Origin of the sequence: Microbispora sp. KK1-11, from assembly GCF_006874435.1 — a bacterium.
Classification (GTDB): Bacteria; Actinomycetota; Actinomycetes; order Streptosporangiales; family Streptosporangiaceae; genus Microbispora; species Microbispora catharanthi.
Genome location: NZ_VIRJ01000014.1, coordinates 88121 through 114488 on the forward strand (window position 1 = coordinate 88121; position 26368 = coordinate 114488).

At 72.1% G+C, this 26368-nt stretch carries 20 protein-coding genes; 8 read left to right on the top strand and 12 right to left on the bottom strand.

The annotated features are described in order from the left end of the window. Positions 1 to 65: 65 nt before the first annotated feature. The 4 genes from FLW16_RS21025 to FLW16_RS21040 form a co-directional block, all read right to left on the bottom strand. The gene (locus FLW16_RS21025) at positions 66 to 290 is read right to left on the bottom strand and encodes a DUF342 domain-containing protein (RefSeq protein WP_142561802.1); all 225 of its coding nucleotides are present in this window, start codon (positions 288 to 290) and stop codon (positions 66 to 68) included. Positions 291 to 363: 73 nt separating this feature from the next. Continuing rightward, a complete protein-coding gene (locus tag FLW16_RS21030; protein WP_142561803.1) occupies positions 364 to 867 on the bottom strand; it encodes an NUDIX hydrolase in 504 nt (167 codons plus the stop codon). Between the two features lie 93 nt (positions 868 to 960). After that, complete coding sequence (locus tag FLW16_RS21035) at positions 961 to 1908, bottom strand: aldo/keto reductase (RefSeq protein WP_142561804.1); 948 nt, start codon at positions 1906 to 1908, stop codon at positions 961 to 963. A 97-nt stretch (positions 1909 to 2005) separates the two neighbouring features. Continuing rightward, positions 2006 to 2932, bottom strand: coding sequence for an NADP-dependent oxidoreductase (locus tag FLW16_RS21040; protein ID WP_142561805.1), 927 nt, complete (start codon positions 2930 to 2932; stop codon positions 2006 to 2008). Between the two features lie 159 nt (positions 2933 to 3091). Between FLW16_RS21040 and FLW16_RS21045 the strand changes: the two genes are divergently transcribed. From FLW16_RS21045 to FLW16_RS21055, 3 genes are all read left to right on the top strand, one after another. Beyond that, on the top strand, positions 3092 to 3685 hold the full coding sequence (locus FLW16_RS21045) for a TetR/AcrR family transcriptional regulator (protein ID WP_142561806.1): 594 nt from the start codon (positions 3092 to 3094) through the stop codon (positions 3683 to 3685). A 128-nt stretch (positions 3686 to 3813) separates the two neighbouring features. After that, complete coding sequence (locus tag FLW16_RS21050) at positions 3814 to 6057, top strand: MMPL family transporter (protein ID WP_142561807.1); 2244 nt, start codon at positions 3814 to 3816, stop codon at positions 6055 to 6057. Positions 6058 to 6159: 102 nt separating this feature from the next. Beyond that, a complete protein-coding gene (locus tag FLW16_RS21055; RefSeq protein WP_260615437.1) occupies positions 6160 to 7389 on the top strand; it encodes a nitrate/nitrite transporter in 1230 nt (409 codons plus the stop codon). 119 nt (positions 7390 to 7508) lie between these two features. Here FLW16_RS21055 and FLW16_RS46220 read toward each other — a convergent pair whose 3' ends face one another. From FLW16_RS46220 to FLW16_RS43850, 4 genes are all read right to left on the bottom strand, one after another. Further along, entirely contained in the window at positions 7509 to 7823 is a 315-nt protein-coding gene (locus FLW16_RS46220; RefSeq protein WP_396686704.1) for a PIN domain-containing protein, read from the bottom strand. Beyond that, the gene (locus tag FLW16_RS21065) at positions 7820 to 8086 is read right to left on the bottom strand and encodes an AbrB/MazE/SpoVT family DNA-binding domain-containing protein (RefSeq protein WP_142561808.1); all 267 of its coding nucleotides are present in this window, start codon (positions 8084 to 8086) and stop codon (positions 7820 to 7822) included. The genes FLW16_RS46220 and FLW16_RS21065 overlap by 4 nt, the downstream gene beginning before the upstream one ends. Before the next feature lie 53 nt (positions 8087 to 8139). Further along, a complete protein-coding gene (locus tag FLW16_RS21070) occupies positions 8140 to 8811 on the bottom strand; it encodes an MBL fold metallo-hydrolase (RefSeq protein WP_142561809.1) in 672 nt (223 codons plus the stop codon). A 93-nt stretch (positions 8812 to 8904) separates the two neighbouring features. Continuing rightward, positions 8905 to 9051, bottom strand: coding sequence for a hypothetical protein (locus tag FLW16_RS43850; protein WP_185949530.1), 147 nt, complete (start codon positions 9049 to 9051; stop codon positions 8905 to 8907). Between the two features lie 118 nt (positions 9052 to 9169). On the opposite strand from FLW16_RS43850, the gene FLW16_RS21075 reads away from it, so the two are divergent. Next, on the top strand, positions 9170 to 9985 hold the full coding sequence (locus tag FLW16_RS21075) for a zinc finger domain-containing protein (RefSeq protein ID WP_142561810.1): 816 nt from the start codon (positions 9170 to 9172) through the stop codon (positions 9983 to 9985). A gap of 43 nt (positions 9986 to 10028) precedes the next feature. Here the strand turns inward: FLW16_RS21075 and FLW16_RS21080 are convergent, their stop codons facing one another. Both FLW16_RS21080 and FLW16_RS21085 read right to left on the bottom strand, forming a co-directional pair. After that, positions 10029 to 12491 (bottom strand): FtsX-like permease family protein, encoded by a 2463-nt coding sequence (locus FLW16_RS21080; protein ID WP_142561811.1) that lies wholly within the window; start codon positions 12489 to 12491, stop codon positions 10029 to 10031. Continuing rightward, entirely contained in the window at positions 12485 to 13216 is a 732-nt protein-coding gene (locus FLW16_RS21085) for an ABC transporter ATP-binding protein (protein WP_142561812.1), read from the bottom strand. The genes FLW16_RS21080 and FLW16_RS21085 overlap by 7 nt, the downstream gene beginning before the upstream one ends. 90 nt (positions 13217 to 13306) lie before the next feature. Here FLW16_RS21085 and FLW16_RS21090 point away from each other — a divergent pair, with 90 nt between their 5' ends. Both FLW16_RS21090 and FLW16_RS21095 read left to right on the top strand, forming a co-directional pair. Further along, positions 13307 to 16066 (top strand): LuxR C-terminal-related transcriptional regulator, encoded by a 2760-nt coding sequence (locus FLW16_RS21090; protein ID WP_142561813.1) that lies wholly within the window; start codon positions 13307 to 13309, stop codon positions 16064 to 16066. Between the two features lie 108 nt (positions 16067 to 16174). Continuing rightward, positions 16175 to 17980, top strand: coding sequence for a prolyl oligopeptidase family serine peptidase (locus FLW16_RS21095; RefSeq protein ID WP_142561814.1), 1806 nt, complete (start codon positions 16175 to 16177; stop codon positions 17978 to 17980). Positions 17981 to 17998: 18 nt separating this feature from the next. Here FLW16_RS21095 and FLW16_RS21100 read toward each other — a convergent pair whose 3' ends face one another. Continuing rightward, positions 17999 to 19531: a PP2C family protein-serine/threonine phosphatase gene (locus FLW16_RS21100; RefSeq protein WP_260615438.1), complete on the bottom strand. Its 1533-nt coding sequence runs from the start codon at positions 19529 to 19531 to the stop codon at positions 17999 to 18001. Positions 19532 to 19690: 159 nt separating this feature from the next. Between FLW16_RS21100 and FLW16_RS21105 the strand changes: the two genes are divergently transcribed. Next, positions 19691 to 23902 carry a HAMP domain-containing protein gene (locus FLW16_RS21105; RefSeq protein ID WP_142561816.1) on the top strand — a complete coding sequence of 1404 codons (4212 nt, stop codon included), beginning with the start codon at positions 19691 to 19693 and terminating at the stop codon, positions 23900 to 23902. Positions 23903 to 23905: 3 nt separating this feature from the next. Next, positions 23906 to 24532: a two-component system response regulator gene (locus FLW16_RS21110; RefSeq protein ID WP_142561817.1), complete on the top strand. Its 627-nt coding sequence runs from the start codon at positions 23906 to 23908 to the stop codon at positions 24530 to 24532. A gap of 138 nt (positions 24533 to 24670) precedes the next feature. Here FLW16_RS21110 and FLW16_RS21115 read toward each other — a convergent pair whose 3' ends face one another. Next, positions 24671 to 26260, bottom strand: coding sequence for an NYN domain-containing protein (locus tag FLW16_RS21115; RefSeq protein WP_142561818.1), 1590 nt, complete (start codon positions 26258 to 26260; stop codon positions 24671 to 24673). Positions 26261 to 26368: the final 108 nt, after the last annotated feature.

The following is a 26368-nucleotide window of genomic DNA, read 5'->3' on the forward strand; positions in this document are numbered from 1 at the left end:
CCACCCGTCGTGGCACATACCAGCGTACAAACGCGGTTCCGCCCGATCGGGCACCCCGGGCGGGCTCAGCCCTTCATCCGCCGCAGGATCTGCTCGCGCCTGAGCTGCAGGTCGTCGATGAGCGCCTCCTGCTGCTCGACGTTGGTCAGCAGGGTGGCCTTCTCCGCCATGTCCGTGGGCGCGTCCCAGCTCTGCCCGATCTCCTCGCGTATCTGCGTGGTCTCCTTGCGCAGGCGCTCGATCTGGGCGTCCAGTTCGTCGAGCTCCTTCTTGAGCTCCGGATCGTCCATGCCTCACCGTCCCGTTGCGTCACTCGCGTTCGCCATGGCGCGTTCGTCCACCCCATTCCACGAGGACGGGAAACTATTCGGCGACGGCGGCAGGGAGATAGACGGTTTCGCCGGTCGCGCGGGCCCGCTGCGCGGCCGTCAGCCGCGCCACCAGGTAGGCCGGCATGACAGAGGCGGCCTGCTCCGCGGTGAAGAACCCGTAGTCGTCCAGCTCCTCCTCCTGCAGGACCACCCTCGTCCCGTCCTCGCCCGTTCCGTCCTCGCCCGTCCCGTCCTCGAACGTGCCGCAGTCGAACAGGAAGTGGACCAGCGGGATCGGCCGGTCGTCCAGCGGCGGCACCCACTGGACCACGAGGAGTCGGCCCACCGTCCGGGTGAGGCCCAGCTCCTCGGCCAGCTCCCGGCCGCAGGCCGCCTCCGGTGACTCGCCCTCGTCGATGTGGCCGCCCGGCCAACCCCAGTGGTCGCGGTAGCCCGGCTTCACGAGCAGGACCCGCCCGGAGGCGTCGGTGAGGAAACCGGCCGCCGCGGCGGCCACCTTGAACAGCCCCGCGTAGAAGGTGTCCGCCGGGATCATCGCAGCTCCGATCGCATGCCCTGAGCCTAGTAAGGGATGGTCCCCTGAGGGGCGGCGTGCCCTGTCCGGACGAGCGGTGAGGTCGGCTCGTGCTCAGGCCACCGCGTCCAGGCGCGCGCGCAGTTCCCCGGGGAGCACCAGGGCGGCGCCTGCCAGGGCCTCCTCCAGCTGGGCGGTGCTGCTGACGCCGACGATCGGCGTCAGCGGCGGGACCCCCCCGGCCAGCCAGGCGAGCACCACCTGGTTGCGGGTCACGCCGAGCTCGGCTGCCACCTCGGTCAGCACGGCCAGCCGCCGGCTCGTTCCCGGATGGTCGTACGCCTCGGACAGGGGACGGTCGTCGCGCGTGTAGGAGCCGTTGAGCAGCGGAGTGTAGGCCCACAGGGCGACGTCGGGGTGTGCGACGACGTAGTCGAGGATCTCGTCCGTCACCCAGCCGAAGCGGTGGCCCTGGTCGGGCACCTTCGCCCACGGGCGTGGGCTGAGGTAGGAGTGGCGCAACTGCAGGGCGGTGTAGCCCGGCCATCCGTTGGCCTGAGCGATGTGGCGGGCGCGCTCCACCCGCCAGAGCGGGTGGTTGGAGGCGCCGAGGCGGGCCACGGTGCCGGACTCGACGAGCAGCGCCAGCGCCTGCGCGGTCTCCTCCAGCGGCACCGACCGATCCTCCATGTGTGTCCAGAACAGGTCGACGTGATCGGTGCGCAGGCGGCGGAGGCTGTCCTCGGCCGCCGTCTTGATCGCGGAGGCCGACAGCCCCTCCCGGTTGGCGGGCCACTGTCCGCCGCCGACCGGCTGCGCGCCCGCCTTCGTGCTGAGGCGCACGCGGTCACGGAGGCCGGGACGCTTGGCCAGCCATTCACCGATCACTTTCTCACTGTGCCCCCCGGCACCGTTCGGATCGGACCAGAACGCGTAGCAGTTCGCCGTGTCGATCAGGGTGCCGCCCCCGTCGATGAAGCGGTCCAGAAGGTCGAACGCGGTCCGCTTGTCCACCTGGCTGCCGAAGCCCATCGCCCCGAGCGCGAGGTTCACCTGTTCCATATCGTGCTCCCTTCGACCGGAACAGACAGGAGTCTGGTAGCTGGAGTGGACTCAAGGTCAACACGTTGACGGAGAAACCCGTTTCGGGGCGCAGCCGTCAGATGGGCGCCAGGACGAGCTTGCCGCGGACATGCCCTGCCTGGCTGTCGCGATGGGCGGCGGCCGCGTCGGTCAAGGGATAGGCGCGGGCGATGGGCACCGTGATCACGCCTGCCGCCACCAGCGCAATCGTCTCGGTCAGAATGCCGCGCATGTCGTCGGGCTCGCCGTAGGCGAACCGTACGCCCAGTGACTGTGCCGACGCGTCGGCGAGAGTGATGACCCGATCGGGGTTCCCGGTCAACTCCACCAGAGCGGGGAGGGAACCACGCCCCGAGGCGTCGACGGCGGCGTCCACACCGCCGGTGACCACAGCGCGGATTCGGTCAGCCAGGCCGTCGCCGTAGCTCACGGGGACGACCCCGAGAGAGCGCAGGTAGTCGTGGTTGCGCGGGCCGGCCGTGCCGATCACCGTGAGCCCGCGAAGCCGGGCGACCTGGGCTGCGACGGTTCCCACGCCACCGGCCGCGCCGTCGATCACGATCGTCTCGCCCTGCGCCAGGCGGAGCTGGGCGAGAGCGTGATGAGCAGTGACGCCGGCCACGGGCAGAGCGGCTGCGACCTCCCAGCACACCGTGGCAGGTTTCACCGCGATGGCATCGCGGCTCGCCAGCGCCAGTTCGGCGTAACTCCCGGAGGCCGCCTTGCCGAAGACCTCGTCTCCGACGGCGACATCGGTCACGTCCGGCCCGACGGACTCGACGATCCCGGCCACGTCGACACCGGGGACGGCCGGAAACCGCACCGGCATCACCGCGGCCATGACGCCGCTGCGGACCTTCCAGTCGATCGGGTTGACACCGGCGGCGCGGACGGCGATCCGAACCTGCCCCGGGCCGGGGTCGGGCACCTCGCACCGGCCCACGCGCAGGACCTCGGCATCGCCGTACTCGGAGAACATGACAGCCCGGCAGATCCGTTTCATAGCTCCCTTTCCCAGGTGGCACCACATTGGCGAACAGGGCCCCGGTCCACGCGTTTCACCGAAGCCACGCAGCCGGCGACCGACACCGGAAGAGTGAACCGGTCCGCCGGTCCGGTAAAATACGGTCCATTGGTCCATTTACGCAAGGGAGCGTGGCCCGTGACCGAACGCGCCGATGCCGCTCGCAACCGCGCCGCCGTGCTGACCGCCGCGGAAGCGCTTTTCCAGCGAGAGGACCTCGAGCATGTCAGCCTGGCCCGCATCGCCCAGGCCGCCGGCGTCGGCAAGGCCACGGTCATGCGCCGCTTCGGCGACCTGCTGGGACTGGTCGAAGCGCTCATCGCGCCACGCGTCGCCGCCCTGCAGGACCGCGTGCGATCGGGAGAGCCCCCACTCGGACCCGGCGGAGACGCCGGTGCACGGCTCCACGCCTACCTCGATGCCCTGTTCGACTTCGTCGCGGACAACCGCACGCTGATCCGCGCATTGGAGCACTACGGACCGCACGCCTACTACGACAACCCCGCCAGCCAGTTCTGGATCGACGAACTCACCGACCGGATCCGTGCCGCCCGGCCCTCCGTCGACGCCGGCTACCTCGCGTACGCCGTCTTCACCGCACTCCGCGCCGACGTCATCGACTACCTCCGTCAGCATCGGCACATGGACAGCGAACGTATTCGCGCAGGTGTGCACGCCCTCGCCGATCCGCCGGACCCCGGCCCGGTCTCCACGAGTTCCGATCCCCAGTAGGGGATGTCCCCTAGATCGCGCGGAGGAGGGCGTACGCCCCGGGCAGTATGCGCGATCTGGTCTGCACGCCCGATGTCCCGCCCTTGATCGATTCCTACCGTGTGAGGCAGTCGGGAAAAGGGGAGGCCATGAGAGGCCGCAGGAACTTCGCCGCCGCCATCGGCGGCTGGAGCGCGCGCCACCGCTGGTGGGCGCTGCTCATCTGGATCGCGTTCGTCGCCGTCGCGACGGTCGCGGGCAACGCCGCCGGCACGGTGGAGATGCGCGGCTACGAATCCGCGACCGGCGACTCGCGCCAGGCCGAGCAGATCCTCGACGGCGCGGCGTTCAAGAACGTGGCCGGCGAGGTCGTGCTGGTCCAGACCCGCACGGGGACGGCGACCGTGACCGACCCGGCCTTCCGCCGGGCGGTCGAGGACGTCAAGAAGGCCGTCGAGGCCACCGGCCAGGTCGAGCACGTACGCACGCCGTACGACAAGGAGCCCTCGCCGGTGACGCCGGACCGGCGCACGACGCTGGTCCAGTTCGACATGAAGGGCGACGGCGCCACGGCGGAGGAGCGGATCCAGCCGGTGCTCGACGCGGTGGCCAGGGTGCAGGGGGCGCACCCGGACCTGCGCGTGGAGGAGGCCGGATCGGCCAGCGCGGACAAGCTGATCGGCGAGGCCCTCGGTAAGGACTTCGTCCGGGCCGAGCAGCTCTCGCTGCCCATCACGCTCGGCATCCTGCTCGCCGCGTTCGGCGCGCTGCTGGCCGCGATCGTGCCCGTCGCGCTGGCGATGACGGCGATCTTCGCGGCCACCGGGCTGCTGGCCTTCACCAGCCACCTCCTGCACGTCGACTCCGCCACGACCAACGTGATGCTGCTCATCGGCCTCGCCGTCGGGGTGGACTACTCGCTCTTCTACATCATGCGCGAGCGGGAGGAGCGGGCGAAGGGCCGGAGCAAGAAGCGGGCGATCGAGATCGCGGCGGCCACCTCGGGACGCGCCGTGCTGGTCTCCGGGATCACCGTCATCGTCGCCATGGCCGGCATGTTCCTCACCGGCGACGGCGTCTTCATGGGCTTCGCCGAGGGCACGATCCTCGTGGTGCTCACGGCCGTCACCGGCTCGCTGACCGTGCTGCCCGCCCTCCTTTCGCTGATCGGCGACAAGATCAACTCCCGCGTGATCCACGGCACCGTACGGGCCCTCAGCGGTGGCCGAATCACCTGGCGGCGGATCCTCGGCGTGCGCGGCGGCCAGAGCCGGGTCTGGGGGGCGATCATGCGCCCGGTGCTGCGCCGCCCGCTCGTCTCCGCGCTCCTCGCCGGTGGTCTGCTGGTCGGCCTGGCGATCCCGGCCTTCCAGCTGAAGACCGGCACGCAGACCATCGACGACCTGCAGGGCGACTACCAGATCGCCGAGACGTTCAAGCGGATCGACAAGGCGTTCCCCGGTGGCAACGAGCCCGCGGTCGTCGTGGTCGAGGCCGCCGACGTGACGACGCCCGCGTTTACCGCGAAGATCGAGGACTTCAAGCGGCGGGCGCTGGCCACCGGCGAGGCCAACGAGCCCTTCGCCGTCGCCGTGAACCCCGCGAAGACCGTGGCGAAGATCAGTATCGGCATCAAGGGCACCGGCGCCGACGAGGTGTCCGAGCACGCGATCCGCACGCTGCGCGACGAGGTCGTGCCGGCCACCCTCCCCGGCGCGCACGTCACCGGCAACACCGCGGGCTCGATGGACTTCAACGAGCAACTCGGCCGCAGGATCCCGCTGGTGTTCGCGTTCGTGCTGCTGCTGGCGTTCGTGCTGCTACTGGTCTCGTTCCGCTCACTCGTCGTGGCGGTCAAGGCCATCGCGCTCAACCTGCTGTCCGTCGCCGCCGCGTACGGCGTGCTCGTGCTGGTCTTCCAGAAGGGGTACGGCGAGAGCCTGCTGGGCTTCCACTCGACCGGGACGATCACCAACTGGCTACCGCTGTTCCTCTTCGTGATCCTCTTCGGGCTGTCGATGGACTACCACGTCTTCATCCTCAGCCGGATCAGGGAGGCGTACGACAGGGGCATGAGCACCGAGGACGCCGTGGTGTTCGGGATCAGGAGCACGGCGGCCGTGGTGACCAGCGCCGCGCTCATCATGGTGGCGGTGTTCGCGACGTTCGCCACGCTGTCGCTGCTGACGTTCATGCAACTGGGCATCGGCCTGGCGGCGGCCGTGCTGATCGACGCCACCGTCGTCCGCGCGGTGCTGCTGCCCGCGACGATGAAGCTGCTCGGCGACTGGAACTGGTACCTGCCGCGCTGGCTCGACTGGCTGCCGCGGTTGTCGCACGGCGACGACGCGGCCGAGGAGGCCCCGGAAGAGCGGGTCCCCGCCCTCGTCTGACACTCCGGCCCGTGCGCCGGAGCGGTGACCCTGCCGTTCCGGCGCACGCGCGACAGAGGTCACGCAAGGGGCAAGAAGCACATAACGGTAAAATGCGTCTACGTGGTGCACACGGGTGAGAACAGTCGTAAACCTCTGATCTACTGGACCGCCGGTGTGCTCGCGTACATGGTCGCCGTCTTCCACCGCCAGTCGCTCGGCGTGACCGGGATCGACGCGGCGACGAGGTTCGGGGTCGGGTCGGCGGCGCTGTCCACCCTCGCGATGCTGCAGCTGCTCGTCTACGCGGCCATGCAGATCCCCGTCGGCGTCCTGGTCGACCGCCTCGGTTCCAAGCGCATGCTGCTCATCGGCGCGGCGGTCATGGCCCTCGGCCAGCTTCTGTTCGCCGTCGCCACCGGCCTGGGGGCGGCCGTCGCCGGAAGGGTGCTGGTCGGCTGCGGCGACGCGATGACGTTCATCAGCGTGATCCGCGTGGTCAACGTCTGGTTCCCGCCGCGCCGCAACCCGCTGATCGTCCAGCTCACCGGCATCCTCGGCCAGTTCGGCGCGGTCGTGTCGGCCGTGCCGCTGATCACCTCGCTGCACGCGTACGGCTGGACGCCGACCTTCCTGTGGGCGGGCGGCCTGGGGGCGGTGACCCTGGCCGCCGTCGGCCTCTTCCTGCGCGACCGGCGGCCGGAACGCGCGCCCGCGGCGCTCGGCGTGCGGGCGGCCTGGGCGGAGCCGGGCACCCGCCTCGGGATGTGGACCCACGCCGCGACCCAGTGCTCGTCCGCGGCGTTCACGATCCTGTGGGGCTATCCCTTCCTGGTGCAGGGCCAGGGCCTGTCCCCGCGTACGGCCGGCGTGCTGCTGACCACGCTGACACTGCTCGCGATGGGCTGCGGGCCGCTGCTCGGCCACCTCGCGGGGCGCTTCCCGCTGCGCCGTTCGTGGATTGTGCTCACGGTCATCGGCGCCACGGCCGGCGCGTGGACGCTCGTCCTCCTGTGGCCCGGCCCCGCCCCGCTGTGGACGCTCGGGCTGCTCATGCTGGCCCTCGCCACGAACGGCCCCGGCTCGATGGTCGGCTTCGACTACGCCCGCACGTTCAACCCGGCCGAGCGCATCGGCGTGGCCACCGGCATCGTCAACGGCGGCGGCTTCGCCGCCTCGATGTCCCTGATCGCGCTCGTCGGCGTCGTCATGGACCTGCAGGGCGACTTCCGCTGGGCGTTCGCCGTGCAGTATCCGATCTGGCTGCTCGGGGCCGTACAGGTGATCCGCTACCGCGCCCGCGCCCGCCGCCGCACCACCCTTCACCCTGCCCCCGCTCCGGCCCCTGCCTAGCGGAAGCTGCCGAGGCTACGAAGGCCGTATGAGTTCGACCAGACCCGGCGAAATCTTGGCGAGCTTCTTGTCTGCCGTGAGAAGCGCCATGGCTCCGCTCTCGTGAGCTGTCGCGAGGATCAGCGCATCGGGAACTCGTACCGAAAGGTCCCCGCCCGGATCTGAGCGGCAGCCTCGGCGGTGGCCTCAGAGGGCAACAAAACATCGTCAAGACCCGCTTCCCGGAACCTGCGCAGAGCCATCTCCGCTGCGGGGCCCCTCCGGATCGCACCTACCCGGCATTCGCTCCAGGTGATCAGGGAGATGGCGAACAAAGCTCCCCGGGCCTCCCATGCTTCAGCGGCCTCGCCCGCGTCCGCGTGCAGGACGTCCCCGGGATCCAGTAACCCGCTCACGATGTTCGTGTCCAGCAACACCAGGGGTCGGCCGGTCATTGCCAGCTGTCCCTGCTGTTCTCCACGTCCACCGCATCCGTGAAGCCCGGGATGGTTCCTATCACACCCTTGAAACGACTGCGATGGCGGCGAATCACGATGTGGTCGTCCTCGTCCGCGATATCGACCGCGTCCCCTGGCCCGAGACCCAGCTTGCGCAGGAGGGAGACCGGAAGGGTGACCTGGTTCTTACGAGAGATGCGCGCAGGCCCCCTCCGGGTCGACGGGTTCGCGTCCTCCATAAGCTTTACCGTTGCCGCCATGAGTAAAGGCTAAACACCATCACTCTGTGCACACAAGCGGATTCGCAGAGCTATCAGATGGTCCGCTGGAGCCCCACGAAGGGGTCGGGGAAGTGGGCGGGGGCGAGGACGGCGGCACGGGCGAGGATGTCCTTGCGCGTCCGTACGGCGAGGTCGGGGTCCTCGTCGTACACGTAGCGGATCGCCGGATCGGCCAGCTGGACGGGGTGGTGCAGGGCGTCGCCGCTCATGATGACGTCTCCCGCCTCGACGATCTGGTGGCCGGGCGTGTGGCCGGGCGCGTGCACCACCCGGACGCCGGGCACGGGTTCCACGTCCCCGTCGACGACGTCGAGCAGGTCCCGCAGGGGATCGAGGATCAGTTCGCGCACCGGGTCGGCGGCCCACTCGACCTCCGCGCGCTGCACGAGATGGCGGGCGTTCGGGAAGGCGGGAGCGCCGTCCACGACCGCGCCGCCCATGTGGTCGCTGTGCAGGTGGGTCAGCACCACGACGTCCACGTCGGCCGGAGCGGCCCCGGCGGCGGCCAGTTCCCCGATGAGGCGGCCGGGCAGGGGCGCCCAGGTCGCGGGCGAGCCGACACCGCCGATCCCGGCGTCCACCAGGACCGTGCGGCCCGCCGCCCGCACCAGGAAGCAGTGGAAGTGCAGCACCCACTCCTCGTCGGGATCGAACGCCGCACCGGCGAACATCTCGGGCAGCGGCTTGCGGATCGGTTCCTTCATGGGACCCACGGCATCGCAAAGCGGGACGATCTCGACACCGGCCACGATTCTCGGCTCTTGCGGCATCGCACCACGATAGAAGAAGCGTCGGGTTCAGCGGGCGGCGACAGGGACGGGCGTGTAGTCGACGTCGAGGTCGGCCGCGTAGACGGCGCGCTCACAGTGGGCGCAGCGGTAGAGGATCGGACCCTCGTCGAGTTCGGTGCGGCAGCGCGGGCAGCGGCGGCGGGTGCGGGTCATCGTGGTCTCCCCCTTCGAAAAGTTCCTTGCGCATTCATGGAACCTCCGGCGGCTTGCCGTACTCCTGCAGCCGACTTGTCGCCGGGTCGCAGTCCCGCGCGGGGTGGATGATGGACGGGTGCTCGCCGACGTCATCGACCACCTCGTCTGCCCGGCCTGCCGTACGGCGATCCACCTGGCCGAGGGATCGGTCAGGTGCGCGCGCGGCCACTCCTTCGACGTGGCGCGGCAGGGGTATGTGAACATGCTCACCCGCCCGGCCGGCACGGCCGACACGCCCGCCATGGTGGCCGCGCGGGCCCGCTTCCTTGAGGCGGGCCACTACGCCCCGCTGGCCCGCCGCCTCGCCCGGCTGTGCGCGGGCGCCGCCGTGGTCGCCGACGCCGGCGCGGGCACCGGCTACTACCTGGCCGCGGCGCTGGACCAGGACGCGGTGGGCATCGCGATCGACGTGTCCAAGCACGCGCTGAAACGGGCCGCCCGCGCGCACCCCCGCATCGGCGCCGTGGTGGCGGACGTGTGGCGGCCGATCCCCGTCGGCGACGACCGCGTGGACGTGCTGCTCAACGTCTTCGCGCCGCGCAACGCGGAGGAGTTCGCCCGGGTGCTGCGGCCCGGCGGCTCCCTGGTCGTCGTCACACCCGGCCCCGGCCACCTGAGCCCGCTCGTCGAGCGTCTCGGCCTGCTGAGCGTGGACGAGGACAAGGACCGCCGCCTGGAGGACGCCCTGGGCGGCCGGTTCGCCCGCATCGCGGAGGAGACCGAGGAGATCGTGCTCTCCCTCGGCCACGACGAGGTCGAGGCGGTGGTCGGCATGGGCCCGAGCGCCTGGCACACGCGCCCCGAGGAGCTGGCCGCGAAGATCGCCGCGCTGCCCGGCCCCATGCCGGTGACCGCGTCCTTCCACATCACGCGCTGGACGGTGCTGCCCTGACCAGGCGAGCCTGGCCTGCGACCACCTGACCACGCGGCGCGGATCACGAGCGCGGGATCGCCACGCCTCTGGTGCGCAGCGCGGGGGTGACCGCCGCGACCGCGCCCAGCAGGAAGCAGATCGCGATCACCGAGACGACCGGCAGCCACGGGACGTCGAAGGCGAAGAACCCGGCCAGGCGCAGCAGGGCCGCCTCCAGTCCCAGCAGGGCGAGCGCGGTGGCCGCGAACCCCAGCACCACTCCGACCGCCACCACCGCCAGCGCCTCGGCCACGACGTATCGCAGCACCTGCGCCCGGGTCGCTCCCAGCAGCCGCAGGCCGCCCCGCTCCGCCGCGCGGTCGGAGGCCGCCATCAGCAGCGTGTTGACCAGCGCGATCACGGTGTAGCAGAGCATGATCCCCAGCACGGCCAGCAGGCCGAGCCGGCTGGCCGAGGCCTGCCGGTCGCCGGACTCCCGCACCCACTCGGCCCTGCTCACCGCGCGGGCGTTGTGGCCGTGTACGGCCTGTTCGAGCGCGGCCCGTACGGCCGGGGCCGCCACTGCCCGGCGCGGCGTCACGTACGCGACGGAGGGCAGCGCGGAGAAGGCGTGGGCGGGCGTGACATAGGCGTCGGCGGGCGAATCGTCCCCGAGCACGCCGGTCACCGTCAGCGTGACCGGGCTGCCGTCGGCCCGCCACATGCGCACGCGCTGCCCCAGGCTCAGCTCCCAGGTCCGGGAGACGACGATCGTGTCGTCGCGCAGCCCGGCCGCCGATCCTGCGACCAGCGGGACCGACAGCGCCGTGGACAGCGTGCCCGGCTCGACGGCCTGGGCGGGCCTGCGGATGAGCTGGGTGTCGCCTTCGAGCGTGTAGACGCTGGTCTCGGTCTCGGTGGCGACGTCCACACCGGGGATCGCCCGCAGCCGCTGGACGAGCTGCCGGTCAAGTCCGGCGTCCCCGTCGGCGAGCACCAGGTAGTCGGCGCGCACCGGCCGGGTCCGCAGCGCCGACTTGGCGGCGTCGGTCATCGCGGCCCCGCCCAGCAGCGAGGCCGCCAGCGCCACGGTGACCAGGACGGGCGCGGCCGTGGCGGCGGTCCGCCTGGCCGAGGCCGCCGTCCCGCCCGCGACCACGACGCCGCCGGCGCCGCGCAGCCGCTCCAGCGGCGCGACGAGCAGGCAGGTGACGGGCCGCACGAAGACCGGCGCGAGCAGGCCCAGCGCGGCGATGAGCAGCATGACGATCGGCATGAAGGTCTTGTTGTTCGTGGCCGACCCGGGATCGCCGACGGCGTTCACCGCCATGCTGACCACCGCCGTGCCCAGCAGGCCCAGCCCGGCGATCCACCGGCCCCAGGTCATCGCACGGGGCTCTACCGCCGCCTCGCGCAGCGCCTCGGCGGGCCGCACCCGCCCGGCCCGCCGCGCGGCCACGGCCACGCCGGTCACGGCGACCAGCACTCCGGTGCCGAAGGCCACCCAGGCGGGCACGGACGACCGCGACGGCGTCAGCCACTCCGGCGCCATCCCGAGCGCGACCAACCGGTCGAGGATCGGCCGGGTGGCCAGCGGACCGAGGAACGCGCCGACCGCGGAGGCGGCCACCGCGACGAGGGCGGCCTCGCCGTACATCATCCGCCTGACCTGGCCCGCGGTCGCGCCGATGGTCCGCAGCAGGGCGAACTCGCGCCGCCGCTGCCCCACCGCGAACGCGAACGTGGACGAGACCACGAAGATCGCGATGAAGGCGGCGAACCCGGCGGCGATGCCGACGATCGTGTTGGCGTTGTTGCGCGCCCGCTCGTCGGCCTCGCGGGACGGATCGGCCAGCGCCCGGTCCTGCCCGGTCAGCACCCGCGCCGCCCCCGCCACCGCCTTCGTCACCTCGGCGGCGGGCCGCCACAGCGCGAGCGCGTCCACGCGTGGCGACAGCCGGGCGGCCCGCGTGTCGGCGAAGAACACCGTGGGCTGCGGCCCCGCCGTCGTGATGCCCACGACCCGGTACGTCTCGATCCCGGACGCGGTGACCACCGGCACCCGCGTCCCGACCAGCGCCCGCGCCCCGGCGGCCGCCCGCCGCCGCTCGGGCCCGGTCCCCTCGCTGATCGCGATCTCGCCGTCCCCCGAGGGCGCGCGACCCGCGACGAGCGTCTGCGGGGCCGTACGGGCGGCCGACCAGGGCCTGCCCACCGCCGCCGGCCCGTCCGAGAGCCGCGCGGGGAAGACCCGGTCCACCACCGCGCCGGGGAAGCGGGCGACCAGGTCGTCCCCGAGGCCGCGCGGCTCGGCCAGGGGCGCGCTGCTGCCGCCCCGCCAGGTGTCCACGGTGAGCCTCTCGTCGGGCACGACCACGACGGGCGCGGCGGCGTACCGCTGCGGACCCCGCGCGGGCGACGTGACGCTGGAGGCCAGCACCTGGCCGAGCGCGGCGATCAACGCGGCGCCCAGCGCCAGCGCGGCGAAGGTGCCCGCGAAGGAGATCCAGCGCGTACGCAGCGTAGACCAGGCGATCCTCAGCACGACGCCTCCAGCTGCAGCATCCGGGTGGCGACCAGTTCGGCTGTGGGCTCGTACAGCTCGCCGAACACGCGGCCGTCGGCCAGGAACACGACCCGGTCGGCGTACGAGGCCGCCACGGGGTCATGGGTGACCATGACGATGGTCTGGGCCTGCCGGTCCACCAGCGTGCGCAGCAGGCGCAGCACGTCGCGGCTGGTGTTGGCGTCGAGGGCGCCGGTCGGCTCGTCGGCGAAGAGCACGGCGGGGCGGGTGACCAGCGCCCGCGCGATGGCCACCCGCTGCTGCTGCCCGCCCGACATCTCGGCGGGCCGGTGCCCGGCGCGCTCGGCCAGGCCCACGGCGCCCAGGCTCTGCCGCACCAACTCCCGGTCGGGGCGCCGCCCGGCGAGCCGCAGCGGCAGGCCCACGTTCTGCTCAGCCGTGAGCGAGGGCAGCAGGTTGAACGACTGGAACACGAAGCCGATCCGGTCCCTGCGCAGCAGCGTCAGCTTCCGGTCGCCGAGTGCGGCCAGGTCGCGGCCGTCCACGACCACCCGGCCCGTGCTGGGCCGGTCCAGCCCGGCCGCGCACTGCAGCAGCGTCGACTTGCCCGACCCCGAGGGTCCCATCACGGCGGTGAACGTGCCGGCGCCGAAGCCGATCGTGACGTCGTCCAGCGCCGTGACGCCGTGTGCGTAGTGTTTGGTGACCCCGATGAGATCGACCGCTTGCGTGTTGTTGTTCACCCTGAGAACGCTAGGAATCGCGATGTCCGGGCGGTATCGGACACATGACTAGTGCCCCTCCCTCGTCGGTCGCGACACTAGGATGCCCTGGTGCTGTGGGGCCGTGCGACCGATCAAGCGGTGATCGACGGCTTGCTCGAGCGGGCGCGTGCCGGACGCTCCGGCGTCCTCGTGGTCGGGGGCGATCCGGGCATCGGCAAGACGTCGCTGCTGGCCTACGCCGGGGAGCGCGCCCAGGACATGCGCGTGCTGCGCGGCGTCGGCGTCGAGACCGAGGCGGAGATCCCGTTCGCCTCGCTCCACCTGCTGCTCGGGCACGGGCTCGATCGGCTGGACGCGCTGCCCGAGCCGCAGTCGGCCGCCCTGCGCGGCGCCTTCGGCCTGGCCCCGGTGACCAACCGGCTCCTGGTGGGCCTGGCCGTGCTGTCGCTGCTGGCCGAGCTGGCCGAGGGCGGGCCGCTGCTGTGCCTGGTCGACGACGCGCAGTGGCTCGACCAGGAGTCGGCGCAGGCGCTGCGCTTCGCGGCCCACCGGCTGCACGCCGAGGGCATCGTCATGATCTTCGCCGCGCGCGACGGCTTCGCCCCTTCGGGTCTGCCCGAGCACCGGCTGTCGGGCATCGACGAGGGCAGCGCCGCCACGCTGCTCGCCCACGCGGCCCCCGGGCTCGCCCCCGGCACGCGCGACCGCGTCATCGAGGAGAGCTGCGGCAACCCGCTCGCCCTGCTCGAGCTCCCGCGTACGGACCTGCCCGCCTACGACCGGAGCCCGCTGCCGCTGCCCGCCCGCATCCAGCAGGCGTACGAGGCCCGCATCGCCGAACTTCCCCAGGACGCCCAGAAGGCGCTGCTGGTCACCGCGCTCACCGACGGAGGCGACCTGGACGTGATCGTACGGGCGGGCCGGGAGCTGGGAATCGCGCCCGCCGCCCTGGGCGTGGCCGAGAAGTCCGGCCTGGTCAGGATCGACGGCGGGCGGGTCGCCTTCACCCACCCCCTCATGCGCGCGGCGGCCTTCCGGCACGGCACCTACGATCTGCGGCTGGAGGTCCACGCGATCCTGGCGCGGCTGCTCGAGCATCAGCCGGACCGGCGGGCCTGGCACCTGGCCGCCGCCGCCACCGGCCCCGACGAGACGGCGGCGCTGGCGCTGGAGCAGGCCGCGCGGCGCGCCCGGGAGCGCGACGGCAACGCCGGGGCCTGCGCCGCGCTGGAGCGGGCCGCCGAGCTCACCGAGGACCACGCGCTCAGGGCGGGGCGGCTGACCGAGGCCGCCGTCGCCGCCGCCGACGCGGGCCAGGCCAGCCGGGCCAAGGACCTGGTCGAGCGCGCCGCCGCGCTGGTCACCGACCCCCGTTCCCGCGCGCGGCTGTCCGACCTACGCGCCAGGATCGCGTTCGACGAGGGCGCCCCCCACCTGGCCCACGACCTGCTGATGGCGGGCGCGGAAGAGCTGACGGCGCTCACGATGGCGGACGCGGAGGGCTCCGAAGGGCCGGACTCCGACGGGCAGGACTTCGACGGGCAGGCGCGGCAGGACCGGATCGCGGCCGGGCTCATGCTGACCGACGCCGCGCGCAACGCCTGGCAGCTCAGCGACCCGGCCAGGGTCGCCGAGGCGGCCGAACGCCTGCACAAGCTCGGCTTGCGTCCGGAGGACGGCCTCGACCCCGCCGTCCAGGCCGTGACCGGCGCGGCCGTGCTGCTGCGGCAGGGACCGGCGCAGGGGCTCCCGATCATGCGCGACATGGTCGCCAGGGGCGGCCGGATCGCCTCCGGCGCGCACACGTTCCGGATCAACGCGGCCTTCGTCGCCCCGCTCGTCGGCGACTTCAGGACCGGGCACGACATCTCGGCCGCCATGGCCGCGGAGTGCCGGGCCGCCGGCGACATCGGCAAACTTCCCCTGGTCCACGTCACGCTCGCCGCCGCCGAGCTGTATCTGGGCAGGTTCAGGGACGCCGAGGCCACCGCGGCCGAGGGCCTGCGGCTCACCTCCTACACCGGGCAGCACAACCGGGCGGGCTACCTGGAGGGCACGCTGGCGTGGCTGGCGGCCGTACGGGGAGAGGCGGACCGGTGCGCCGAGCTGGCCGCCCGATCGCGCGACCGCTTCGACGCCAACCACATCGTCAACGGCCTGGCGTGGGCCGAGTGGGCGCTGGCCCTGCTCGACCTCGGCCAGGGCCGGTTCGCCGAGGCTCTCGACCGGCTCGACGCGGCCATGACCGGCCCGGTGCGCCACCAGATCCAGGCCGTCTACTTCGCCCCCGACCAGATCGAGGCGGCCGTACGGCTCGGGCTGCCCGCGCGCGAGCCGCTGCGCCGGTTCGAGGAGTGGGCGACGGCCTCGGGGCAGGACTGGGCGCAGGCCGTCCTGCACCGCTGCCGCGCCCTGCTCGAAACCGACTGGGAGCGGGCGCACCAGGAGTTCGACGCCGCCGTACGGCTCCACGCCGGCAGCGGCCGTCCCTGGGAGGCGGCCCGCACCAGGCTCGCCTTCGGGGAGCGCCTGCGCAGGGAGCGCGACAAGGGCAGCGCCCGGCCGCATCTGCGGGCCGCGTGGGAGACCTTCGAGCGGCTGGGCGCCCGCCCGTGGGCCGAGCGCGCCCGCACCGAGCTGCGCGCCACCGGAGACACCAGCTCCCCTGCCGCGCGTACGGAAGCGCTGTCCGCGCTGTCCCCGCAGGAACTGCAGATCGTGCGGCTGGCCGCCAAGGGCCTGACCAACCGGGAGATCGGGGCGCAGTTGTTCCTCAGCCCGAAGACCGTCAGCTACCACCTCTATCGGGCGTTTCCGAAGCTCAACGTGGCCAGCCGCGCCCAGCTCGCCGGCCTGGACCTGTCCTGATCGGCGCGCCGCCCGAACTCGTGGCCCGACATCGCCCGTTTGTCAGGCATTGTCGCGTCTGGCGGGACATACTGAACCCGACCCCGTAGGAGCACTGGGGAGGCCGGCATGAAGGCCGAGGAACGCTGGCAGGCCAGGTTCCGGGCACCGCGGGTGACCCTGCCCACGTGGGCGCGCCAGGCGCCGCAGCGTGCCGTCTACCGCGGCAACGCCTCCGGCTCCTGGGAGATCTACGCCTGGGACCGGTCGAGCGGCCAGACCCGCCAGGTCACCGACCGCCCCCGAGGCACCCGGTATGGCGCGATCGACCCCACCGGCCACTGGATCTGGTGGTTCGGCGACATACACGGCGGCATACACGGCGACACGGACGGCGACGGACACGGCGTGTGGTCGCGCCAGCCGTTCCACGGCGGCCCGGACGTGCCCCTGGCCATGCCGCCCGGCCACCCCTGCGGGCTCGCGCTCTCCTCGGACGGCGCCGCGGCCGTGGGCCGCTCCTCCCGGGACGGCTTCGAGATCCTGCTGGCCAGGCCCGGGAGCGAGCCGGTCAGGCTGTATCGCCACCACGAGTACGCCGCGGTCGCGGACATGTCGCTCGACGGCTCGCTCATCGCGGTCAACCACAGCGAGCACGGCGACGTCCTGCACCCGGCCGTACGGGTCATCAGGGCGAACGGCTCGACGGTCGCCGAGCTGAACGACGGACCGGGCAGGGGCGTGACCGGCGGCAGGTTCGCCCCCGTCCCCGGCGACCGGCGCCTGCTCGTCCTGCACGAGCGCCGGGGCCGCCGCGAACCGCTCGTGTGGGACCCGGTGACCGGCGAGCAGCGGGAGATCTGGCTGCGGGTGCGCGGCGAGATCTCCGCGGACTGGTACGACGACGGCCGCGCGCTGCTCATCATCCACACCCAGCGGGGACGCACGGAACTGCTGCGCTACGACCTCGCCGGAGGCGGCCTCACCCCGATCGAGAGCCCGCACGGGGTGATCGAGGCGGCCGCGCCCCGCCCCGACGGCACCGTCGAGTACGCCTGGTCGAGCGCCGCCCACCCACCGGTCGTCAAGTCGAGCAACGGCCACGTGGTCTTCAGTCCCGGGCGCACGCCTCCGCCGTCCGTGCCGCTCGAGGACATCGACGTGGAGGGCCCGGGCGGGCGCATCCACGCCCTCGTCTCCCGGCCGGAGCGGGTGGCCGCGCCGTACCCGACGGTGTTCCTCCTGCGCAGCGTGCTGCCGGGGTTCGGCGGCGGCCCGGGCGGCCAGGACGACGACTCGTTCCGGCCGCAGGTCGCCGCGTGGGTCGACAGCGGTTTCGCGGTGATCAGGGTGAACCACCGCGGCTCGGCCGGGTATGGCTCGGCCTGGCGCGACGCCCTGCGCGGCGAGGTCGGCCACATCGAGCTGGCCGACGTGGCGGCGGTGCGCGAGTGGGCGGTGGAGCGCGGCATCGCCGACCCCGATCGCCTCGTGCTCGCCGGCACGGCGTGGGGCGGTTACCTGACCCTGCTGGCGCTCGGCACCCAGCCGAAGTCGTGGGCGGCGGGGATCGCCGCCGTGCCCATCGCCGACCACGCGGCGGCGTACGAGGACGAGGCCGAATGCCTGCGCGCCGCGCACCGGGCGCTGCTGGGCGGCTCCCCGGCCGAGGTGCCCGAGCGGTACGCCGCGTCCTCCCCGATCACCTACGCCGACATGGTGGAGGCCCCGCTGCTGATCCTCACGGGGGCGAACGACCCGCGCTGCCCGGCACGGCAGGTGGAGCACTACGTGCGGGCCCTGGCGGACCACGGCAGGGAGGCGTCCGTCTACCGGTACGACACCGGACCGGGCACATCGAGGGTGGAGGAGCGGGTGCACCAGATGGCCGCGTCCATCGACTTCGCCGTCCGCACTCTGGCCGCTCGCCGATAGCCCCCGGCTCAGCCAGGTCTAGGGCGCGCGCAGGACGAGGATGGCCAGGTCGTCGGCGCTCGGCTCGGGCGCGAAGTCCTGCACGGCGCGGCGGATGCGCTCGGCCACCGCGCGGGCGGACAGGTCGATGCACTCGGCCAGCAGCTTGGCCAGGCCGCCGTCGTCGTCGAGCAGCCGGCCGCCCGACCGCCGCTCGGTCACCCCGTCGGTCACGCCCAGCAGCACGTCGCCGGGGGTGAGCCGCAGGTTGTCCTCCTGGAACTTGGCCTCGGGGAACACCCCGAGCAGCGACTGCGGCGAGGCGACGACCTCGACGACGCCGTTCGGCCGCAGGCGCAGGGCCTCCGGATGCCCGGCCGAGACGAGGCGGATGTCGAGTCCCTCCGGCACGACCGTGATCTGGCCGTGCAGCAGCGTCAGGAAACGGGCGCGCTCCCCCTCCTCCAGGATGGCCTGGTTGAGCCGGCCCACGACGGCGGCCACGCCGTACCCCTCGCGGGCGAGCAGGCGGAGCGTGTGACGGGCCAGCCCGGTGACCGCCGCGGCCTCGGGCCCGGTACCGCAGACGTCGCCGATCGCGAAGCGCCAGACCCCGTCCGCGATCGGGAACAGGTCGTAGAAGTCGCCGCCGACCTCGTTGTTCTCCCCGGCCGGCTCGTAGATGACATGGAAGTCGAGCCCGGGGGTCGTGGGCTCGTCGGGCGGCAGGAGGCTGCGCTGCAGCGCTCTGTTGGCCGCCGCCTGCTGCGCGTACAGTCGGGCGTTGTCGAGCGCGAGCGCCGCGCGCCGGCTGAGGTCCTCGGCGATCTGCATGGCCTCGTCGGGGAAGCGGTCGCGCCGGCCCAGGCACATCACGCCGAGCCGCCGCCCCCGGGCGGTCAGCGGGTAGGCCAGCGCCTGCCACTCGCTCATCGGCAGCACGGCGGGGTCGTCGTCCCCCGGCAGCGCGATCTCCTCCAGCTCGTCGCGCATGGTGTCGATCTGGGTCTCGTCCGCGTGCCAGAGGTAGGCGGGCCGCAGCTCCCCCAGCCCGTCCGGGTCGGTGTAGACGGCACACCAGCTCGCCAGGCGCGGCACCACGATCTGCGCGATGATCGCCGGGACCATCTCCGGGTTGAGCGTGCCCGCGAGCAGGTCGCTCGCGTCCGCGAGGAAGCCCAGCCAGCCCGGGCCGTGCGCGGCCTCGAGCAGCCACTCGTCGCTCTGCACCGGCTCCCCGCCCGGAAGTTCCAGGCGGGCCCAGCGGGTGCGCAGCGCCGAGGTGAACGTGACGCCCCACGTGGTGGCGTCGGCCGGCGGCCCGAAGTCCTGGCCGTCCGTCTTCTCCCGCACCTCCACCTGGATGGACTCGCCGTGGTGGAGCCACACGACCTCGAAGGGCGCGCCGGCCGCCTCCGCGACCAGTTCGCCCACCAGACGCTCGGCCTCGGGGTACACCGACATCGCGGCCCACGCCGTCATCACCTCGCGCGTGAACCGCTTCACTTCGGGTACGGCCGTCTCACCCGGCGTGAAGGACGCCGCCAGGACGGCTCGAGGGGTAGTTGTCACCACCATTGTGCTTACCACACTTTCGCCTGACCTCGGGTCAAGCAAGGGGGCCCCGCACCCCACGGAACGTGACAGACTGGCATGGAGTCCGCGGCTGGACAGGCCGTACGAGGCCCCACGCCTTGGTCGCGTCAGCCCCGTCGGGGTAAAGGAGGCTAAATGTCGCCCGCCAACGCCGAGCTGGCCGGGACCGAACGGGTCTACCGCGAATCCGATCTCGTTCCCTTCCTGGAGACGCTCATCACATGGCGTGACGGCGACTTCCGCCGCCGCGTCTCCCACGCCCCGCCGGGAATCCTCAGCGAGATCCGGCTGCTGCTCAACGAGGTCGCGGACCGGCGCGAACACCTGGCCAACGAGCTGGCCCGGGTGCGCCGCGAGATCGTCAAGGAGGGCCGTTTCACCGAACGGCTGAGCCCCGGGCCGGGCGTCGGCGCGTGGGCGGAGAGCGTGGGCTCGGTCAACGATCTCATCGACGCCATCGTGACGCCGGTCAGCGGGGCCGCCGACGTCATCGACGCGGTGGCCAAGGGCGACCTGTCCCGCAGGATCGACGTGGACCGCGCGGCCCGGGGCGAGGTACGCCGCCTGGGCAAGGCCATCAACGGCATGGTCGACCAGCTCTCGCTGTTCACCTCCGAGGTGACACGGGTCACCCGTGACCTCGGCACCGAGGGCAAGCTGGGCGGCCGGGCCAACCTGCGCGGCATGTCGGGAAGCTGGCGCGACCTCACCGAGGCCGTCAACACGATGTCCGACCGCGTCTCCGCGCAGGTCCGCGACATCGCCGAGGTGACGACCGGGGTCGCCCGCGGCGACCTGAGCCGCAAGGTCACCGTCGACGCCGTCGGCGAGATGCTGGAGCTGAAGCACACCGTCAACACGATGGTCGACCAGCTCTCGGCGTTCGCCGAGGAGGTGACCCGGGTGGCCCGCGAGGTGGGCACCGAGGGCAAGCTGGGCGGGCAGGCACAGGTGCGCGGTGTGTCGGGCGTCTGGAAGGACCTCACCGACAACGTCAACTTCATGGCCAACAACCTGACCTCTCAGGTGCGGCAGATCGCGGTCGTCTCCACCGCCGTCGCCAAGGGCGACCTGTCCAGGAAGATCACCGTGGACGCCCAGGGTGAGATCCTGGAGCTCAAGGAGACCCTCAACACGATGGTCGACCAGCTCTCGGCGTTCGCCGACGAGGTGACCCGGGTGGCCCGCGAGGTCGGCACCGAGGGCAAGCTGGGCGGCCGCGCCGAAGTGAAGGGCGTGTCGGGCGTCTGGAAGGACCTCACCGACAACGTCAACTCGATGGCCAACAACCTGACCTACCAGGTGCGCAACATCGCCCAGGTCACCACCGCCGTCGCCAACGGCGACTTCACCCGCAAGATCGACGTCGACGCCCAGGGCGAGATGCTCGAACTCAAGAGCACCATGAACACCATGGTCGACCAGCTGTCGTCCTTCGCCTCGGAGGTGACCCGCGTCGCCCGCGAGGTCGGCACCGAGGGACGGCTGGGCGGCCAGGCGCAGGTGCGCGGCGTGTCGGGTATCTGGAAGGACCTCACCGACAACGTCAACTTCATGGCGAACAACCTGACGTCGCAGATCCGTCAGATCGCCGTCGTCTCCACCGCCGTGGCGCAGGGCAACCTGTCCAAGAAGATCACCGTGGACGCCCAGGGCGAGATCCTGGAGCTCAAGGACACGATGAACACGATGGTGGACCAGCTGTCCGCCTTCGCCGACGAGGTGACCCGCGTCGCCCGCGAGGTCGGCACCGAGGGACGGCTGGGCGGCCAGGCACGCGTCCCCGGCGTGTCGGGCGTCTGGAAGGACCTCACCGACAACGTCAACTCGATGGCCAACAACTTCACCTATCAGGTGCGCAACATCGCCCAGGTCACCACCGCCGTCGCCAACGGCGACCTGACCCGCAAGATCGACGTCGACGCCCAGGGCGAGATCCTCGAACTCAAGAGCACCATGAACACCATGGTCGACCAGCTGTCGTCCTTCGCCTCCGAGGTGACCCGCGTCGCCCGCGAGGTCGGCTCGGAGGGCCAGCTCGGCGGCCAGGCCCGGGTCGAGGGCGTCGAGGGCACCTGGAAGCGGCTCACCGAGAGCGTGAACGAACTGGCCGGCAACCTGACCACCCAGGTGCGTGCGATCGCCGAGGTGACCAGCGCCGTCGCCAGGGGCGACCTCACCCGGTCGATCACCGTGGAGGCGCCGGGCGAGCTGGCCCAGCTCAAGGACAACATCAACACGATGGTCGCCACCCTGCGCGAGACGACCAAGACCAACCAGGAGCAGGACTGGCTCAAGTCCAACCTGGCCCGGATCTCGCGCCTGATGCAGGGCCACCGCGACCTGATGGAGGTCGCCCGGCTGATCATGAGCGAGCTCACCCCGCTCGTCTCGGCCAGCCACGGCGCCTGTTACCTCTACGACGACGGCCGGCTCAACCTCATCGCCGGCTACGGCATCCAGCCGGGCTCGACCCCCAAGCCGAACTTCGAGCTGGGCGAGGGGATCATCGGCCAGGCCGCGCTGGAGGCCAAGCAGATCATCCTCGAGGGTGTGCCGGTCGACTCGATCACGGTCGAGACCGGGCTCAGCCGGTCGAACCCGGCGCAGATCGTCGTGCTGCCGATCCTCTTCGAGAACAAGGTGCTCGGCGTCCTGGAAATGGCCTCGTTCCGGCAGTTCAGCGAGGTGCACCTGGCGTTCCTCACCCAGCTCGTCGAGACCATCGGCGTCACGATCAACACGATCATGGCGAACTCCCGGACCGAGGACCTGCTCACCGAGTCGCAGCGGCTCGCGATCGAGCTGCAGGAGCGCTCCGACGAGCTCCAGCGCCAGCAGGAGGAGCTGCGCCGGTCCAACGCCGAACTGGAGGACAAGGCGGCGCTGCTGGCCAAGCAGAACCGCGCCATCGAGATCCAGAACTTCCAGATCGAGCAGGCCCGGCGGACGCTGGAGGAGCGGGCCGAGCAGCTCGCGGTGTCCTCGCGCTACAAGTCCGAGTTCCTGGCGAACATGTCCCACGAGCTGCGCACCCCGCTGAACAGCCTGCTCGTGCTCGCCAAGCTGCTGACGGAGAACAACGAGGGCAACCTGACCTCGCAGCAGGTCGAGTTCGCCCGGACGATCCACGACGCCGGCTCCGCGCTGCTGCAGCTGATCAACGACATCCTCGACCTGTCCAAGGTCGAGGCGGGCCGCATGGACATCCATCCGCAGTCGATGTCGCTGTCCGCGCTTGTCGACTACATGGAGGCCACCTTCGCGCCGCTCGCGCAGGACAAGGGCCTGTCGTTCACCGTCCAGGTCGATCCCTCCGTGCCCAACGACCTGCGCAGCGACGAGCAGCGGCTGCAGCAGGTGCTGCGCAACCTGCTGTCCAACGCGGTGAAGTTCACCCACGAAGGCGAGGTCCGGCTGGAAGTCACCAGCGCGCCCGCCGACGTGCCGTACGTGGACGAGAAGCTGCAGGGCTCGCAGGAGGACATGCTGGCCTTCAGGGTCGTGGACACCGGCATCGGCATCGCGCCGGACAAGCTCGAAGTGATCTTCGAGCAGTTCCGCCAGGCCGACGGCACGACGAGCCGCAAGTACGGCGGCACCGGTCTCGGCCTGTCGATCTGCCGGGAGATCGCCCGCCTCCTCGGCGGCGAGATCCACGTCCAGAGCGCCCCCGGAGAGGGCAGCACGTTCACGCTGTACCTGCCCCCGAACTACTCGGGGCCGCTCGCCGCACCCGACGGCGGCGCGATCGCCACGCCCGTGGAGCCGGAGGGCCGCGCCGACGAGGTGCCCGACCTGCACATCAAGGACATCCTCCCGGAGATCCCCCTCCCGACCGACCTGCCGGTCCCCCAGTACGCGCCGCTGGTGGACGGCCACGACTGGCAGGGGGACGACCCGCTGTCCGGGGCCAAGATCCTCATCGTGGACGACGACATCCGCAACGTCTTCGCGCTGACCAGCGTGCTGGAGCGGCACGGCTCGACCGTCGTGTACGCCGAGAACGGCCGCGAGGGCATCGAGCAGCTCGAACGCAACGAGGACGTGGCGCTCGTGCTGATGGACATCATGATGCCCGAGATGGACGGCTGGGCCACGACCTCGGCGATCCGCACGATGCCGCAGTTCGCCGACCTGCCGATCATCGCCCTGACGGCGAAGGTCATGCGGGGAGACCGCGAGAAGAGCATCTCGTCGGGCGCCTCCGATTACGTGCCCAAGCCCGTCGACGTCGACCGGCTGCTCGAACGGCTGCGCGGATGGCTCATGCGCGGCCGCAACGGGGGCACAGAACGAACGAGGGGCGTGCCGTCCCCAGAGGCCCGAGACTCCCAGGAGGCATGATCGATGCCTGACCGCGCCAGGGTCCTGCTGGTCGACGACCGCGAGGAGAACCTGATCGCCCTGGAGGCGATCCTCAGCTCGCTGGACGTCGTGCCCATACGGGCCCGGTCCGGAGAGGAGGCGTTGAAGGCCCTCCTGTCGACCGACTTCGCTCTGATCCTGCTCGACGTGCGCATGCCGGGCATGGACGGTTTCGAGACCGCCGCGCACATCAAACGGAGAGAGCGCACCAGGAACATCCCGATCATCTTCCTGACCGTGGTCGACAGCGCCCCCGACTACGCCTTCCGGGGGTACGCCGCCGGGGCCGTGGACTACCTCACCAAACCGTTCGACCCCTGGGTGCTGCGCGCCAAGGTCGCCGTGTTCGTGGAGCTCTACACGATGAACCGGCGGCTCACCGAGCAGGCGGCGCTCCTGCGCGAACGCCTGTCGAACGAGCTGCCGGGCGGCGGCGACCACACCTCCGTGCTGGCAGAGCTGTCCAGCCGCGTCACCGCGGTCGAGGACGAGCTACGGCGGGTGCGGGAGCTGGCCGACAAGTCCGGTGACGCGCCCCTGAACGGCGCCGTCACCGAGCTCGGCGAGCGCGTCGCCCACCTTCGGGCCGGCTTCGACGCCCTCGGCTGACACCGCCGCGTACGCGCCGCATCCAGGCATGGCCGAGGACGGGGCGCCTCCGCCCGGGTCGGGATGAGCGTGGCGCGGCGACACACCCCGCTGCGCTCCTCCCCGGCTCACCCGGTGCGACCACGACGGACGGCCGGGTCAGCGGCGGGCGCGCTCCAGGGCGTCCCAGAAGCCGCGGCGCAGGGCGTGCCGGACCTCGTCGTGCAGCAGGAAGTCGATCGGCAGCGAGGACCCCTGCAGCAGGCGGGCCTCGAGATCGGACGGCATCCGGGGCTTGCGGGCGAGCACGGCCTCCAGCCACAGCGCGGGAGCGTCCCTTGCGACCGACTCGCCGAAGTCGTGGCCCTCCTTGTGCGCCGCCTTCACCGCCTCGGCGAGCGTCGTGGTGCCTCCCGTATGGACCGGCACCGGAGCGGGCTGTGGACCCGTGTACGGCCCCAGCTGGGAGGGGGAGTAGCCGGCGGCGGAGCCGGAGCCGTACTGGCTCTGCACCGGGCTGCTCGGCGGCGTCTGGACTCCCGAGGGCGGCGACGGCGGGGTGGACGCAGGCGGAGCCGGCAGCGGAGTGCTCCCGGGCGGCTGAGCCTGGCGCTGCTGCTGGGACGGCTGTACGGGCGGCTGCGGGGACTCCGGCGAGTAGGCGTTGTAGACCGGTGGGGACGGCTGCGCGGGAAGGGCCGGACGCGCGTGGGCGGCGGAGGACCGCCCGCCGCTGTGCGCCCCCGTGCCGTGCGCGCCGGTGCCGTGGGCGCCGCCTTCCTGGGCACCGCTTCCCTGGGTGCCGTTCGCGTGGGGGCCGCTTCCCTGGGTGCCGCTTCCCTGGGTGCCGGTTCCCTGGGTGCTCGTGCCGTGCGACCCGCCGCTGTGGGTGCCCGTGCCGGGTATCCCCGTGGCGTGCGGTTGGGTGACGTTCGACGCCGCGCCGAAAGCGCCCGGGTCGTGCGACGCGCTCTGCGAGGGGGTGCCGTGCGATCCCGTCACCGGGGTCGCCCCGCCGTGCAGGCCGGCGGCGTGGCTCCCCTGCGACTGGCCGCTGTTCTGGTGTGACCCGTTCGGCTGTGACCCGTTCGGCTGTGTCCCGTTCTGATGGGAGCCGGTGAGGTGGGTTCCGTTGGACAGCGAACCGTTGCCGTGGGGGACGAGGCCGTTGCCGTGGGACTGGCCGTTGCCGAGGCCGGGACCGGGGTCCGCTCCGGTGAGCATCGTGACGTACGGCCGGAGATGGCCGCTCGCGATCTCGACGAGGTCGTCGCACTCCTGCCGCAGGGTGCGCGCCGCCGACCAGGCGCCGTCGGCCGCGATCTGCATGACGGTCACGCGGATGCCGAGGTCCTGCGCGTCGCTCACCACCTGAGCGAGGTCCTCGTCGCCGCTGACCACGACCGCGTCGCAGACCGCGTTGTTGCGCGCCAGGGTCATGAGGTCGCGGTGGACCTGGGCGTCCACGCCCTCCCGCCGGCCCGGCCGGATCCGGCCGAGGCGGAGCTTGAGCCCGGGGATGTCCGCCAGCACGTCGTGCTCCGGCGTACGGCGGCCCTCGACGGTCGCCTCGTACCAGTAGCAACGCAGAAGCGGCAGGCCCGTGCGCTCTCTTGACAGGTTGGTCAGGAGCTGCAGCAGGCCCGGATAGTCCCAGGAGACGGCCTCGCGATGGCGGGTCCCATGGACGGCCATCGCGCCGTCTGCCAGCAAGTAGCCGGCGTCAACGAACAGCGCGCAGCGATCCACGCGACACCGCCCTTCCTACGTGGCTCTCTCAGGGTAGACAAGCGTGTCTTCCCGCGAGGGTGATTCCCGGCGATTCAGCCCTCGCCCGCCTGGTGGGGGGATCGGGAC

Coding starts and splice junctions, on each gene's coding strand:
- FLW16_RS21110 (WP_142561817.1), top strand. CDS start 23,906: ATGCCTGACCGCGCCAGGGTCCTGCTGGTCGACGACCGCGAGGAGAAC.
- FLW16_RS21050 (WP_142561807.1), top strand. CDS start 3,814: ATGAGAGGCCGCAGGAACTTCGCCGCCGCCATCGGCGGCTGGAGCGCG.
- FLW16_RS21105 (WP_142561816.1), top strand. CDS start 19,691: ATGTCGCCCGCCAACGCCGAGCTGGCCGGGACCGAACGGGTCTACCGC.
- FLW16_RS21065 (WP_142561808.1), bottom strand. CDS start 8,086: ATGGCGGCAACGGTAAAGCTTATGGAGGACGCGAACCCGTCGACCCGG.
- FLW16_RS46220 (WP_396686704.1), bottom strand. CDS start 7,823: ATGACCGGCCGACCCCTGGTGTTGCTGGACACGAACATCGTGAGCGGG.
- FLW16_RS21035 (WP_142561804.1), bottom strand. CDS start 1,908: ATGGAACAGGTGAACCTCGCGCTCGGGGCGATGGGCTTCGGCAGCCAG.
- FLW16_RS21030 (WP_142561803.1), bottom strand. CDS start 867: ATGATCCCGGCGGACACCTTCTACGCGGGGCTGTTCAAGGTGGCCGCC.
- FLW16_RS21095 (WP_142561814.1), top strand. CDS start 16,175: ATGAAGGCCGAGGAACGCTGGCAGGCCAGGTTCCGGGCACCGCGGGTG.
- FLW16_RS21040 (WP_142561805.1), bottom strand. CDS start 2,932: ATGAAACGGATCTGCCGGGCTGTCATGTTCTCCGAGTACGGCGATGCC.
- FLW16_RS21025 (WP_142561802.1), bottom strand. CDS start 290: ATGGACGATCCGGAGCTCAAGAAGGAGCTCGACGAACTGGACGCCCAG.
- FLW16_RS43850 (WP_185949530.1), bottom strand. CDS start 9,051: ATGACCCGCACCCGCCGCCGCTGCCCGCGCTGCCGCACCGAACTCGAC.
- FLW16_RS21070 (WP_142561809.1), bottom strand. CDS start 8,811: ATGAAGGAACCGATCCGCAAGCCGCTGCCCGAGATGTTCGCCGGTGCG.